Source organism: Caballeronia sp. AZ7_KS35 (assembly GCF_023631045.1).
Taxonomy (GTDB): Bacteria; Pseudomonadota; Gammaproteobacteria; order Burkholderiales; family Burkholderiaceae; genus Caballeronia; species Caballeronia zhejiangensis.
Genome location: NZ_JALQDV010000032.1, coordinates 317,944 through 331,520, shown reverse-complemented (window position 1 = coordinate 331,520; position 13,577 = coordinate 317,944). Strand labels below are relative to the sequence as shown.

At 65.6% G+C, this 13,577-nt stretch carries 9 protein-coding genes and 1 tRNA gene; 9 read left to right on the top strand and 1 reads right to left on the bottom strand.

The window, feature by feature from the left end; genetic code table 11:
• Window positions 1-23 precede the first annotated feature (23 nt).
• Window positions 24-1,358 carry a YihY/virulence factor BrkB family protein gene (locus tag NCT05_RS21280; RefSeq protein WP_008352820.1) on the bottom strand — a complete coding sequence of 445 codons (1,335 nt, stop codon included), beginning with the start codon at window positions 1,356-1,358 and terminating at the stop codon, window positions 24-26.
• A gap of 250 nt (window positions 1,359-1,608) precedes the next feature.
• On the opposite strand from NCT05_RS21280, the gene fdnG reads away from it, so the two are divergent.
• The 9 genes from fdnG (at window position 1,609) to NCT05_RS21235 (ending at window position 13,527) form a co-directional block, all read left to right on the top strand.
• Entirely contained in the window at window positions 1,609-4,677 is a 3,069-nt protein-coding gene (gene fdnG, locus NCT05_RS21275) for a formate dehydrogenase-N subunit alpha (RefSeq protein WP_144403755.1), read from the top strand.
• A 10-nt stretch (window positions 4,678-4,687) separates the two neighbouring features.
• Window positions 4,688-5,632, top strand: coding sequence for a formate dehydrogenase subunit beta (gene fdxH / locus NCT05_RS21270; protein WP_008352823.1), 945 nt, complete (start codon window positions 4,688-4,690; stop codon window positions 5,630-5,632).
• The gene (locus NCT05_RS21265) at window positions 5,619-6,269 is read left to right on the top strand and encodes a formate dehydrogenase subunit gamma (RefSeq protein ID WP_008352824.1); all 651 of its coding nucleotides are present in this window, start codon (window positions 5,619-5,621) and stop codon (window positions 6,267-6,269) included. The genes fdxH and NCT05_RS21265 overlap by 14 nt, the downstream gene beginning before the upstream one ends.
• A 103-nt stretch (window positions 6,270-6,372) precedes the next feature.
• Complete coding sequence (gene fdhE / locus NCT05_RS21260; protein ID WP_250436075.1) at window positions 6,373-7,347, top strand: formate dehydrogenase accessory protein FdhE; 975 nt, start codon at window positions 6,373-6,375, stop codon at window positions 7,345-7,347.
• Window positions 7,344-8,789 (top strand): L-seryl-tRNA(Sec) selenium transferase, encoded by a 1,446-nt coding sequence (selA, locus tag NCT05_RS21255; RefSeq protein WP_008352827.1) that lies wholly within the window; start codon window positions 7,344-7,346, stop codon window positions 8,787-8,789. Before fdhE ends, selA begins: the two co-directional genes overlap by 4 nt.
• Window positions 8,786-10,693: a selenocysteine-specific translation elongation factor gene (selB, locus tag NCT05_RS21250; RefSeq protein ID WP_250503108.1), complete on the top strand. Its 1,908-nt coding sequence runs from the start codon at window positions 8,786-8,788 to the stop codon at window positions 10,691-10,693. The genes selA and selB overlap by 4 nt, the downstream gene beginning before the upstream one ends.
• Before the next feature lie 27 nt (window positions 10,694-10,720).
• Window positions 10,721-12,724 (top strand): VTT domain-containing protein, encoded by a 2,004-nt coding sequence (locus NCT05_RS21245; protein ID WP_008352831.1) that lies wholly within the window; start codon window positions 10,721-10,723, stop codon window positions 12,722-12,724.
• A gap of 22 nt (window positions 12,725-12,746) precedes the next feature.
• Window positions 12,747-13,364: a DedA family protein gene (locus tag NCT05_RS21240; protein ID WP_008352832.1), complete on the top strand. Its 618-nt coding sequence runs from the start codon at window positions 12,747-12,749 to the stop codon at window positions 13,362-13,364.
• A gap of 67 nt (window positions 13,365-13,431) precedes the next feature.
• Window positions 13,432-13,527: transfer RNA gene (locus NCT05_RS21235), tRNA-Sec, on the top strand.
• The last annotated feature ends 50 nt before the right edge of the window (window positions 13,528-13,577 follow it).

Here is a 13,577-nt window from a genome sequence, read left to right as displayed (position 1 = left end):
GCGCGACATAGCGCGCAAGCGCCTCAGCCTCGGTCGTTTTCACGCGCGGCATCGCGACGCGAAAGCAATGCGAGCGCCATTCCCGCGCCTGCCGCCACGAGCACCGCGCGCCACGGATGCCGCCGCACCGCAGCATTCGCATGCGATGCCTTGCGGCCAGCGCCGACCATCGCGAGCGCGGTGGCGCGCGTGGCCGTCGATTCGGCGCGCGCGAGCTTGCGCGACAACGCCAGCGCCCGCGCGACGGCGGATACCTTCTTGCGCGCCTGTCCCGTCAGTTGTTGCGCGTGTTGTGCGCGGGCGCCGATCGCGCGGCGCGCGCTCGCGGTGGCGGGGGCATCGTCAGGAGCGCTTGCCGGCGTGAGCGGCGCGGCGGCGGATGCGGCGCCCGCGACCGGCACAGCCGTGCGCGTCGAGGCCGCGAGCAGCGAGCCAATCTTCGCGCGGCTGCCCGGCGGCACGCGGCCATTGTTCTGCTGTCCCCATGCGCCGCGCGGATCGTGCATTCGCGCGCGCGCCGCCGAAAATTCCGCGCCCAGCAGGAGCACGGCGGCGGAGAAGTACAGCCACATCAGCAGCACGGCGAGCGAACCCGCCGCGCCGAACGCGCTCGCGGTGCCCGCGTGGGTCAGATACAAGGCGAACAGCTTCTTGCCCGCCGAGAAAAGCAGCGCGGAGACGAGCCCCCCGACGAGCGCATCGCGCCATTGCACGGGCGCATCGGGGAGGAACTTCATCAATGCGCCGAACGCGGCGGTGAGAATCGCGAGCCCGACCACGAGCTGCACGACGTCGCCGACGATCACGAACGGCGAATTTGCCCACAGCCACATGCCGACCGCCTGAATCGCGGTATCGAGCACGAGCGAGACGATCAGCAGAAAAGCGACGCCGAGCACGAGCCCGAACGACACGAGCCGCACGCGCACCAGCGTCATGATGCTGGAGCGCTGCTCGCCGCTCATCGGCCAGACGATGTTGAGCGCCGTGTTGAGCGATGAAAACGTCGCCGATGCACCGACCGCGAGCAGCACGAACGAGATGATCGCGGCGATGCCGGTCCCGCTGCTGCGATGCGCGTTCTCGACGATGCTCTGCACGCCCGCCGCGGCCTGATCGCCGATGAGTCCGTTCACTTGATGAAAAAGTTGCCCGCGCGCCGCCTCCGGTCCGAAGATCCAGCCCGCGACGGCGATCACCATGACGAGCGTCGGCGCGAGGGAGAACGCCGAGTAGAACGCGATGCTCGCGGCCATCGCGGCGCAGCGGTCTTCCGAGAACTGCTTGAGCGCGCCGAGCGCCCACGAAGCGTCTTTCTTCACCACCGCTTCGATCTTCTGGGTTGAGACGGAACTCATGGCGACCTCTCGGTTCGATGAATGGAGCGCGAATGTTTCACCCCGTCGAGCACGTTCCATTCCAGAACATGCGTGGCCAGGCGCGGCGCTTGCTAAAGCGACAAGGTTGCGTATGAAGTATTCGTTGCATGCAACGCGCGCAAGACCTGTGATTGGTGCAAATACCGTGTCAACCTGTCTGCGGGATGTAATCGGGCACCATATACTTTAGTAACCCAGTAACCCACATTACGACGCGCCGAGGGCAATCATGCTCCAAATGTCACGGCGACAGTTCCTCAAGGTCTCTGCGAGCACGCTCGCCGGTTCGAGCCTGGCGGCAATGGGCTTCTCTCCGGCTCCCGCGCTCGCCGAAGTCCGGCAATACAAACTGTCGCGCACCACGGAAACGCGCAACACCTGTCCGTACTGTTCAGTCGGGTGCGGCATCCTCATGTACGGTCTCGGCGACAACGCCAAGAACGCAAAATCGAGCATCATCCACATCGAAGGCGATCCGGATCATCCGGTCAATCGCGGCACGCTCTGCCCGAAAGGCGCATCGCTCATCGACTTCATACATAGCCCGAGCCGGCTGACGTATCCCGAGCATCGCGCGCCGGGGTCGAACGAGTGGAAACGCATCTCGTGGGAAGAGGCGCTCGATCGCATCGCCGAGTTGTTGAAGGAAGATCGCGATGCGAATTTCGTCGAGAAGACGCCCGACGGCAAGACGGTCAATCGATGGCTGACTTCGGGCTTTCTGGCGGCGTCGGCGGGAAGCAACGAAGTTGGCTATCTGACGCACAAGACGGTGCGCAGTTGGGGAATGCTCGCATTCGATAATCAGGCGCGTGTCTGACATGGCCCGACGGTGGCAGGTCTTGCCCCGACGTTTGGCCGTGGAGCGATGACGAACCATTGGGTCGACATCAAGAACACGGACCTGATTCTCGTGATGGGCGGCAATGCAGCCGAGGCGCATCCGTGCGGCTTCAAGTGGGTGACGGAGGCGAAGGCGCATCGGCGCGCGCGTCTCATCGTCGTGGACCCGCGCTTCACGCGCACGGCATCGGTCGCGGATTTCTACGCGCCGATTCGCACCGGCACGGACATCGCGTTCCTCGGCGGCGTCATCAACTATCTGCTCACGAACGACAAGATCCAGCACGAGTACGTGAAGAACTACACGGACATGTCGTTCATCGTGCGCGAGGACTTCGCGTTCAAGGACGGCGTGTTCTCGGGCTATGACGCGGAACATCGCAAGTACGACAAGACGAGCTGGGATTACGAGCGCGGCGACGACGGCTATGTGAAGACCGATCCGACCTTGCAGCATCCGCGCTGCGTCTACAACCTGTTGAAGCAGCACTACGCCGCCTACACGCCGGAAATGGTGACGAAGGTTTGCGGCACGCCGACCGACAAGTTCCTCAAGGTCTGCGAGATGCTCGCGACGACCGCGGCGCCGAATCGCGCCGGCACGATTCTCTATGCGCTCGGCTGGACGCATCACTCGGTCGGCGCGCAGATGATTCGCACGGGCGCGATGGTGCAGCTTCTGCTCGGCAATATCGGCATCGCGGGCGGCGGCATGAATGCGCTGCGCGGGCACTCGAACATTCAAGGCCTGACCGATCTCGGCCTGATGTCGAATCTGCTGCCCGGCTACATGACCTTGCCGATGGAAGGCGAGCAGGAATACGAGGACTACATCAAGAAGCGCGCGTCGCAGCCGCTGCGGCCGAATCAACTGAGCTACTGGAAGAACTATCGCGCGTTTTACGTGAGCTTCATGAAGTCGTGGTGGGGCGATAACGCGACGGCCGACAACAACTTCGGCTATGACATGCTGCCGAAGCTCGACAAGTCCTACGACATGCTGCAGGTCTTCGAGCTGATGGCGCAGGGCAAGATGAACGGCTACATCTGCCAGGGCTTCAATCCGCTTGCGGCGGCGCCGAACAAGGCGAAGATCGGGCTCGGCCTGTCGAAGCTGAAATGGCTCGTCATCATGGATCCGCTCGCGACCGAGACGTCGGAGTTTTGGAAGAATCACGGCGAATTCAACGATGTCGATTCGTCGAAGATTCAGACCGAAGTGTTCCGTCTGCCGACGAGTTGCTTCGCCGAAGAGCGCGGCTCGCTCGTCAGTTCGTCGCGCGTATTGCAATGGCACTGGCAGGGCACGACGCCGCCGGGCGAAGCGCGAAGCGATCTCGAGATCATGTCGGGATTGTGGCTGCGCATGCGCAAGGCATATCAGGAGAAGGGCGGCAAATATCCCGATCCGATCCTGAAGATGACGTGGCCGTACGCGGACCCGGAAAGCCCGACGCCGGAGGAAATCGCGATGGAGTTCAACGGCCGCGCGCTCGCCGACGTCACCGATCCGACCGATCAGACGAAGGTCCTCGCCAAACGCGGCGAGCAACTGGCGAGCTTCGCGCAACTGCGCGACGACGGCTCGACCGCCAGCGGATGCTGGATCTTCTGCGGATCGTGGACGCAGGCGGGCAACCAGATGGGCCGGCGCGACAACTCCGATCCGACGGGCATCGGGCAGACGCTCGGCTGGGCGTGGGCGTGGCCGGCGAATCGGCGTGTGCTGTACAACCGCGCATCGTGCGATGTGAACGGCAAGCCGTTCGATCCGTCGAGAAAGCTCGTCGCGTGGAACGGGCGCGCGTGGGGCGGTCCGGATGTCCCCGACTTCAAGGTCGACGAACCGCCGGACAAGGGCATGAGTCCGTTCATCATGAATCCGGAGGGCGTGGCGCGATTCTTCGCACGCGACGGCATGAACGAAGGCCCGTTCCCCGCGCACTATGAGCCGTTCGAGACGCCGCTCGGCCATAACCCGTTCTTCCCCGACAACAAGGCGGTGACGAGCAATCCGGCCGCGCGCGTCTTCCCCGACGATCGCGCCGCGTTCGGCACCGCCGACAAGTTCCCGGACACCGCGACCACGTACCGCCTCACCGAGCACTTCCACTACTGGACCAAGCACGCGCGGCTCAACGCGATCGTGCAGCCGCAGCAGTTCGTGGAGATCGGCGAGGAGCATGCGAAGGAAGTCGGCGTCGTCGCGGGGGATCGCGTGAAGGTGTCGAGCAATCGCGGGCATGTCGTCGCGGTGGCGCTCGTCACGAAGCGCATCAAACCACTGACTGTGGAGGGCAAGAAGGTGCACACCGTCGGCCTGCCGCTGCACTGGGGCTTCAAGGGCCTCACGCAGCCGGGCTATCTCGTCAACACGCTCACGCCTTCCGTGGGCGACGGGAACTCGCAGACACCCGAGTTCAAGTCGTTCCTCGTGAAGGTCGAGAAGGCATAGGGAGGACGAGATGGCTCTGCAATCGCTCGATATCAAGCGTCTCTCCGCGACGACCGTGCCGCAGACGCAAATACGCGAGCCGGTGACGGGCACGGTGGCGAAGCTCATCGACGTGTCGAAGTGCATCGGCTGCAAGGCGTGTCAGACGGCGTGCATGGAGTGGAACGACCTGCGCGACGATATCGGTCACACGACCGGCATCTACGACAATCCGCGCGACCTGACGGAGCATTCGTGGACGGTGATGCGCTTCACCGAATACGAGAATCCGAAGGGCGATCTCGAATGGCTGATCCGCAAGGACGGCTGCATGCATTGCGAGGATCCGGGTTGCCTGAAGGCGTGTCCTTCGCCGGGCGCGATCATTCAGTACACGAACGGCATCGTGGATTTTCACGAGGAGAACTGCATCGGCTGCGGCTATTGCATTACCGGCTGCCCGTTCAATATTCCGCGGCTTTCGAAGGAAGATCATCGCGTGTACAAGTGCACGCTATGTTCGGATCGCGTCGCGGTCGGGCAGGAGCCCGCGTGCGTGAAGACGTGCCCGACCGGCGCGATCATGTTCGGCACCAAGGTCGACATGCAGCAGCAGGCGGCCGATCGCGTCGAGGATCTGAAGGAGCGCGGCTTTGCTAACGCGGGCCTCTACGATCCGGCGGGCGTGGGTGGCACGCATGTGATGTACGTGCTGCATCACGCGGATCAGCCGGAGCTGTATCACGGGCTCGCGAAGGATCCGCACATCAGTCCGCTCGTGTCGATATGGAAGGGCGTGACGAAGCCGCTCGCGATGATCGGCATCGCGTTGGCGGCGTTTGCGGGCTTCTTCCATTACACGCGCGTCGGGCCGAACGAAGTCAGCGAGGAAGACGAACTCGAAGCGCATCGCGAAGCGGAAGAAGTGCAGCGTCGGCGTGAAGGCGGACAGGAGCGTACAGATGAAACACGATAGCGAACTGCGTGACGTGAAGGGCCATCGGCTGATCGTGCGCTACACGCCGAACGAGCGCACGAATCACTGGATCACCGCGATCACCTTCGTGCTGCTCGCGCTGTCCGGACTCGCGATGTTTCATCCGTCGATGGCATGGCTCTATGCCGTGTTCGGCGGCGGGCAATGGACGCGCATCCTGCATCCGTTCGTCGGCTGCGTGATGTTCATCTCCTTCATGATCCTTGCGCTGCGCTTCTGGCATCACAACTATCTGGACAAGAACGACGTCCAGTGGATGAAGCAGATGAACGACGTGCTCACCAATCGCGAGGATCGCCTGCCTGAGATCGGCAAGTACAACGCCGGGCAAAAGCTGTTGTTCTTCGTGATGGTGGCGAGTCTCGTGTTGCTGCTCGTGAGCGGCATCGTGATCTGGCGCAGATACTTCGCGTTCTATTTCCCGATTACCGTGATTCGTCTTGCATCCGTCGTGCACGCGGCGACGGCGTTCGTGCTGATCGTGTCGATCATCGTGCATATCTATGCGGCGCTTTGGGTGAAGGGTTCGATCGGCGCGATGACGCGCGGCACTGTCACGTATGGATGGGCGCGCAAGCATCATCCGCGGTGGTTCAGGGAGATGATCGGGAAGTAGAAATCCGGCGCGACGTTGGGCCAATACGTGCGGGGTGCGGTCCATTTCATATCCGTTTTGCTGATATGCTCGGTCGACCGTTCACCCCGCGAGGAAACCTTCCGTGGTCCAACGCATAGTCGAAGCCTCGCGAATCGAATCGCTCGATCCGTCGGCCATTCCGCGTTTGCGCATGCCGGAGCGCGCGACGATATTCGCCACGCGCGCCGCACGTCTTCGGCAACTCGCCGACGCAAGCAATCCCATCTCCGGTTATCTGCGCCTGATGGCCGCGCTCGCCGACGCCCAGCAGCGCGTGCTCGCGCATTTCAATGCGCCGATGCCCTCGCGCGAGTCCATCGAACTGAATCAGCGTCATTCGATGCCGATCGTTCCCGCGCTCACGGATGACCGCGATCCCGCCTGGCGCGACGTACTCTTCATGCTGCTCGACGGCATCGAAGCCGCCGGCGCGCTAACGCCCGCGCTCGCGCAACTCGTCGCCCGTCTGCGCGCGCTCGACGCCGCCGCGCTCGACGACCAAGCCGACGCGATCCTCGCGCTGCGCTTCGCCGAAATCGATCCGGCCGCCGCGCCCCTCATCGCGGCCGCGCTGCAAGTCGTGTGGACCGATCTCGCGAGCCGCATCGACATGCGGGACGTGCCGTATCTCGACACGCCCGGCGTATGTCCCGTCTGCGGCTCGGTGCCGGTCGCGAGCATCGTGCGCGTGGGCGGCGCGTATGAAGGTTATCGCTACGTGCAATGCGGACTGTGCGCGACGGAGCTTCACGTGGTCCGCGCGAAATGCACGAACTGCGATTCGACCAAAGGCATCGCGTATCACGTGATGGGTACGGGCGACGAACCCGAGGAAGAAAAAACGGCGAAGGCGACAAGCGCGCCGCTCAAGGCGGAATCGTGCGACGAATGCGGCACGTATCGCAAGATCGGCTATCAGGAGAAGGCTTACGACTTCGAACCTTACGCCGACGATCTCGCGAGCCTCACGCTCGATCTCCTGATGGGCGATGCGGGTTTTCGGCGCGCGGCGCCGCATCCGTGGCTCTGGCCCGAACAACAGGAAGGCGATCGATGAGCGATGTCACAGGCGACGGCGGCGAGTTGCGCGCATTGATGGCTCGCGTGCCATCGGTCGAGCGCGTGCTGGCATCGGCGGAGTTCGAGGCGGTGATCGCCACGTACGGCCGCACGCAGGCGCTCGCCGCATTGCGCGCGACGCTCGATGCATGGCGCGCCGATGCGCAAGCGGGCCGCGCGTCCGTCGATGCACTGAGCGATGCGCAACTCGCGCTCGCCGTCGACGCGCGGCTCGCGAAACGCGCGCGCAGCAACGTGCGCAGCGTCTTCAACCTGACGGGCACGGTGCTGCATACGAATCTCGGCCGCGCGCTGCTGCCCGACGAAGCGGTGCGCGCGGTCGCCGAAGTGCTCACGCGTCCGGCGAATCTCGAGTTCGATCTCGACACCGGCGCGCGCGGCGATCGCGACGATCTCATCAACGGCCTCATCTGCGAGCTGACGGGCGCCGAAGCCGCGACCGTCGTCAACAACAACGCGGCCGCTGTGCTGCTGACGCTTTCCGCGCTCGCTTCGCGCAAGGAAGTGATCGTGTCGCGCGGCGAACTCGTCGAGATCGGCGGCGCTTTCCGCATTCCCGACATCATGAATCGTGCGGGCGCGAAGCTGCGCGAAGTCGGGACGACGAATCGCACGCATCTGAAAGACTACGACGAAGCGATCAACGCGAAGACCGCGCTCCTGATGAAGGTGCATTGCAGCAACTACGCCGTGAGCGGCTTCACGAAGGAAGTCACCCTCGCCGAACTCGCGCCGCTCGCGAAAGCGCGGAACTTGCCGGTCGCGGTCGATCTCGGCAGCGGCACGCTCGTCGATCTCGCGCAATGGGGCTTGCCGCGCGAAGCGACCGTGCGCGAGACGGTCGCGGCAGGCGCGGATCTCGTCACGTTCAGCGGCGACAAGCTGTTGGGCGGGCCGCAAGCGGGCCTGATCGTCGGGCGCGCGGATCTCATCGCGAAGATCAAGAAGCATCCGCTCAAGCGCGCATTGCGCGTCGGCAAGCTCACGCTCGCGGCGCTCGAAGCCGTGCTGCGTCTCTATCGCGCGCCTGAAACGCTGGCCGAGCGTCTCACGACATTGCGTCTGCTCACGCGTCCCGCCGACGCAATGCGCCTCGCCGCCGAACGCATCGAACCTGCGTTGCAGCGCATGATCGGCGATGCCTTCACGGTCAGCGCCGAACCGATGTTCAGCCAGATCGGCAGCGGCGCATTGCCCGTCGACGTGCTGCCGAGCTACGGCCTCGCGGTGCGTCTCGCGAGCGGCAAACGCGCGGGCGGGCAACTCAATCGCATCGAGAAGCGGCTGCGCGAGTTGCCGCGTCCGGTCATCGGGCGCATCGCCGATGGCGCGCTGCGTCTCGATCTGCGCTGTCTCGAAGAAGCCGATGAAGCCGCGTTCATCGCGCAGTTGGATGCAGGCGAGGACGCACGCGAATGATCGTCGGCACGGCGGGGCATATCGATCATGGCAAGACGACGCTCGTGCGCGCGCTCTCGGGCGTGGACACCGACCGGCTTAAGGAAGAGAAGGCGCGCGGCATCTCGATCGAACTCGGCTACGCGTACGTGCCTTTGGACGACGGCGGCGTGCTCGGCTTCATCGACGTGCCCGGACACGAGAAACTCGTGCACACGATGGCGGCGGGCGCGTGCGGCATCGACTTCGCCTTGCTCGTGATCGCCGCCGACGACGGCGTGATGCCGCAAACGCGCGAACATCTCGCGATCCTCGAACTGCTCGGCGTGACGCGCGGCGCGGTCGCGGTGACGAAGTGCGATCGCGTGGAGGCATCGCGCGTGCGCGACGTGCATGCCGAAATCGCGGCGTTGCTCGCGCGCGGCCCGTTGCACGGTGCGCCCTTGTTCGACACCGATGCGACCCAAGACGATGACGCGGGCGTCGCTTTGTTGCGAGCGTATCTTCACGATGCCGCCGCGCACTGGCGCACGCGCCGCGACGATGGCTTCTTCCGGCTCGCGGTCGATCGCGTGTTCACGCTGACGGGGCAGGGCACGATCGCGACGGGCACGGTGTTCGCGGGCCGCGTGAACGTCGGCGACATGCTGGCGCTCGCGCCGCGCGAATCCGGCGGCGAGCCCGTGCGCGCGCGGAGCATTCACGCGCAGAATCGCGCCGCAGAGACGGGCCGTGCGGGCGAGCGCTGCGCGCTCAATCTCGCGGGCATCGACAAGGATGCGCTCGCACGCGGCGACTGGATCGTGGATGCGCGGCTCGCGCGGGCATCCGAACGGCTCGATGTCGAACTGAGCTTGCTCGGCGATGCGCAACTCACGCTCACACATTGGGCGCCCCTGCATGTGCATCTCGGCACGACGCATCGCGTCGCGCATGTGGCGCTGCTCGAAGCGGATACGCTCGCTGGGGGAAACACGGCGCGCGTGCAGCTCGTCTTCGATCAACCCGTTTGCGCGCTGCCCGGCGACCGCTTCATCGTGCGCAACGCGCAGGCGAACCGGACGGTCGGCGGCGGGCGCGTGCTCGATCCGTTCGCGCCCGCGCGCAAGCGCCGCACGCCGGCGCGCCGCGCGTGGCTCGATGCGCTCGTCGCGATGCTGGATACCGGTCGCGCCGATGCGCTTTTCGACGAAGCGCCGTATGGCTTGCCGCGCTCGCTTGTCGAGCATTTGTACGGGCGCGGCCTGTCGCCCGAAGGCGTGCGCGCCGTGCCCACGCACGATGACATGCTCTACATCGCGGCGCGTCACTGGGATGCGCTCAAGGCGCGCCTGCTCGATGCGCTCGCCGCTTTCCACGAACGCTTTCCCGACGAGCAAGGCCCCGACGCCGCGCGTCTGCGCCGCATGGCCGCGCCGCTGGCGCCGGACGCGCTGTGGCGCGCGCTCGTCGACGATGCGGTGACGAGCTGCGCGATCGCGAAGAGCGGGCCGTGGCTGCATCTGCCGTCGCATGCGGTGACGCTCGACGACAACGAGGAAGCGCTCGCTCGCGCGGTGCTCGCATCGCTCGAAGAAGGGCGTTTCGATCCGCCCTGGGTGCGTGATCTGGCGAAGGCGCAGGGCGTCGGCGAGGACGAGATGCGCAGGCTGCTCAGGAAGCTCGCGCGCCGCGGCGACGTGTATCAGGTGGTGCGCGATCTGTTTTATTGCCGCGCGTCGATCGGCGCGCTGGCGCAACTCGTCGCGCAATCGGCGCAAACGCAGGGCGGCGCGGTCGGTGCGGCCGCTTTCCGCGATGCGAGCGCGCTCGGCCGCAAGCGCGCGATACAGATTTTGGAGTTCTTCGACCGGGTTGGGTACACTCGATTCCACCGCGACCTGCACCTCTTGCGCGCCGATAGCCGCTGGCACGAGTCCGTCTGACGATTGCGCGCTCGTCCTTCCATCACGATGGAGCATCTCTACTTCAGGCTGCTGCATGTCATGTCGAGCCACCCCGAGTGGGCGCTCGCGGTCGTGCTGCTCGCGTCGTTTCTCGAATCGGTCGCGTTCATCGGCACGTTCGTGCCGGGCAGCACGGCCATGTTCATCGCGGGCGCGCTCGTCGGCGCGGGCGCGCTGAATCTCGGCTGGGTATTCGTCTGCGCGATCGCGGGCGCCATTGCGGGAGACGCCGCGAGCTTCTGGTTCGGCCAGCACTACGCGGACCGCATCGCGCAGATGTGGCCGTTCCGCTCGCATCCGGGCGCGCTCGTCGCCGGCAAGAAGTATTTCGACAAGCACGGCGCGAAGAGCGTCGTGCTCGCGCGCTTCGTCGCGCCGATGCGCGCGGTCGTGCCGGTCGTCGCGGGCGTGACCGGCATGACGCCGGCGCGCTTTCTCGTCGTCAACATACTGAGCGCGCTCATCTGGGCGCCGACGCATATCCTGCCGGGCGTCGTGTTCGGCGCGTCGATCGAACTGGCGGGCGCGGTCTCGATCCGGCTCGTCGTGATTCTGATTCTCGTCGCGGCGCTAGCGTGGATCGTGTTCAATCTCGCGCGCGTGATCGTTTCGCACGCGATGCGCTGGACCATCGCGTCGCGCGACGCGCTGCTCTCCTGGGCGCGGAAGGGCAACGGCCTGCCCGCGCGGCTCGTCTCGCGCGCGCTCGATCCGGGCAATCCGGCGACGGGCCTCATCGTCATGATCTCGGTGCTGCTGCTCGCGTCCGCGATCCTCTTTTTCTCGGTGCTCGCGAACGTGGCGCGCGGCGCGTCGATCGTTCAGGTCGATGTGTCGATTTACCGGCTGCTGCAATCGTTCCAGTCGACCTGGACCGATTCGATCCTCGATGTCGCCGCGACGCTCGGCAGCACGCAGACGCTGCTCGCGCTCGGCGCGACGGTCATCGTGTGGATGAGCTTCGAACGGCGTTGGCGCACGGTCACGTACTGGGTCGTGGCCGTGGCGTTTTCGCAATTGCTCGTCGCGGCGATCCGCTTCACCGCGCACGAGCCGGCGCTCGTTTCGTTCGCGCCGTCGGAGCATCGCTTTCCGAACAGCGACGTCGCGGCGACGGTCGTGATCTACGGCTTTCTCGCGTTCCTGCTGCTGCGGCGCGTGGGCATCCTGACGGGCGTGTTCATCGCGACGGCGACCTCGGCCATCGTGACGGCGGTCGGTCTGGCGGGGCTGTACTTCGGCCGCTTCACCATCTCCGATGCGCTCGGCAGCGCGGCGCTCGCCGCCGTCTGGGTCTTCCTGATCGCGCTCACGGCGGTATGGCGCAATCCCGGCAAGCCGCCGCCGCGGCCGCTGATGCCGGTCGCCGTGCTTGCCGTGATCTGCGCGAGCGTCGCGCTGCAAACGAGCGATGAAACGGAGGCGCACAGCGTCGTGCCATCGACCGTCGTCATTACGCCGATTCAGTGGACCGATTCGGTATGGCGCACGTTTTCCTGTTATCGAGCGAGCATGGAGGGCGATCGTCGCGAGCCGATCACCGTGCAATGGGCGGCGACGCCCGAGCAGATTCGCGCGCAACTGGCATCGCGCGGCTGGACGGAGGTGTCGCACGTGAGCCTGAAGAGCGTGATGTCGGTGGTGTTGCCGAATGCGCCCGCCATCGCGTTGCCCGCGTTGCCGCGCCTGAACAACGGCGAGCCGTCGAAGCTCGTGTTCGCGCGTTCCGTGCGCGGCGCCGACGAGCGCGACGTGCTGCGCTTCTGGCCCACGCATTACGAAGTGCGCCAGGACGCAGGCGCGCCGCCCGCGCCGATCTGGCTCGGCTCGGTCGTGCACGAGCGCCTGCGCCGTCCGTCGTGGCCGTTCAACGTGCTGCGCCCGGACCGGCGCGTCGATCCGATGGCCTTCGATCATGGCGAGGGCACGCCCTGGCGCGGTATCGAAATTGCGAGCAGCGCGGGGTGCGGCAACGTGCCGGTGATGCTCGTCGAGTCGAGGTCCGAATGATGTTGCGATCGAGAGGTGCCGGTTGATCCAGATTCCTCCGTCGGCGATCGTGCAATGGGGCGGCGCTGCCGTCTTCGCGAACGTTCTGCTGACGCGCCTCGGCGTGCCGCTGCCGTCCGCGCCTTTGCTCGTGTTCGCGGGCTCGGCCGTGGCGAGCGGACGCCTCTCGTTCGCGCATGTGCTGTTCGCGGCGCTGTGCGGCGCGTTGCTCGGCGACAGCGTGTGGTTCTCGGCGGGGCGCATCTACGGACGTCGGCTCGTCGCGGCGCTCTCGCGCAGATCGTATGCGGTCGACAGCGGGATGCGTACGACCGGCGAACTGTTCGAGCGTCATGGCGCGCCGATCGTCGCGGTATCGAAGTTCGTGCCGGGTCTCGGTCTCGTCACGCCGCCGCTGATGGGCACGACGCACATCGCCGCGCTCGCGTTCTTCTTCTGGGATACGGCTGGAATAGCCGCGTGGGCGTCGTTCTGGGTATTGGGCGGCGCGCTTTTCGAGCGGCAACTGCATGTCGCCGTGCTCGAACTGGAATCGCATGGCGCGACGGTGGTGGATGTGCTCGTCGCGGCGGCGCTCGTCTATTGCGTTTATCGGCTGATGCGGCGGCGACAGCCGCGCTCGCGCGATGGCAACGGCTGAGAACGCGCCGTTATAATCGGACGCCCGGTCGAAATTCGATCGGACGTGCAGCGCCGTGGTTTTCAAAGGAAGGCATCCGTATCCGGTGGTGCGGCCGGGCTTCAAACCCGGTTGGGGATGTCAGACATTCCCAGGTCGGTTCGACTCCGGCTGCCTTCCGCCAAGCAAGCCTGTCTCGCAAGGAACGCCAATTGCGGATGTCATTGCGCATCC

Excerpts from the sequence above, each read along its gene's own strand:
- NCT05_RS21280 (WP_008352820.1), bottom strand. The coding sequence starts at position 1,358 with ATGAGTTCCGTCTCAACCCAGAAGATCGAAGCGGTGGTGAAGAAAGAC.
- fdxH (WP_008352823.1), top strand. The coding sequence starts at position 4,688 with ATGGCTCTGCAATCGCTCGATATCAAGCGTCTCTCCGCGACGACCGTG.
- NCT05_RS21265 (WP_008352824.1), top strand. The coding sequence starts at position 5,619 with ATGAAACACGATAGCGAACTGCGTGACGTGAAGGGCCATCGGCTGATC.
- selA (WP_008352827.1), top strand. The coding sequence starts at position 7,344 with ATGAGCGATGTCACAGGCGACGGCGGCGAGTTGCGCGCATTGATGGCT.
- selB (WP_250503108.1), top strand. The coding sequence starts at position 8,786 with ATGATCGTCGGCACGGCGGGGCATATCGATCATGGCAAGACGACGCTC.
- NCT05_RS21245 (WP_008352831.1), top strand. The coding sequence starts at position 10,721 with ATGGAGCATCTCTACTTCAGGCTGCTGCATGTCATGTCGAGCCACCCC.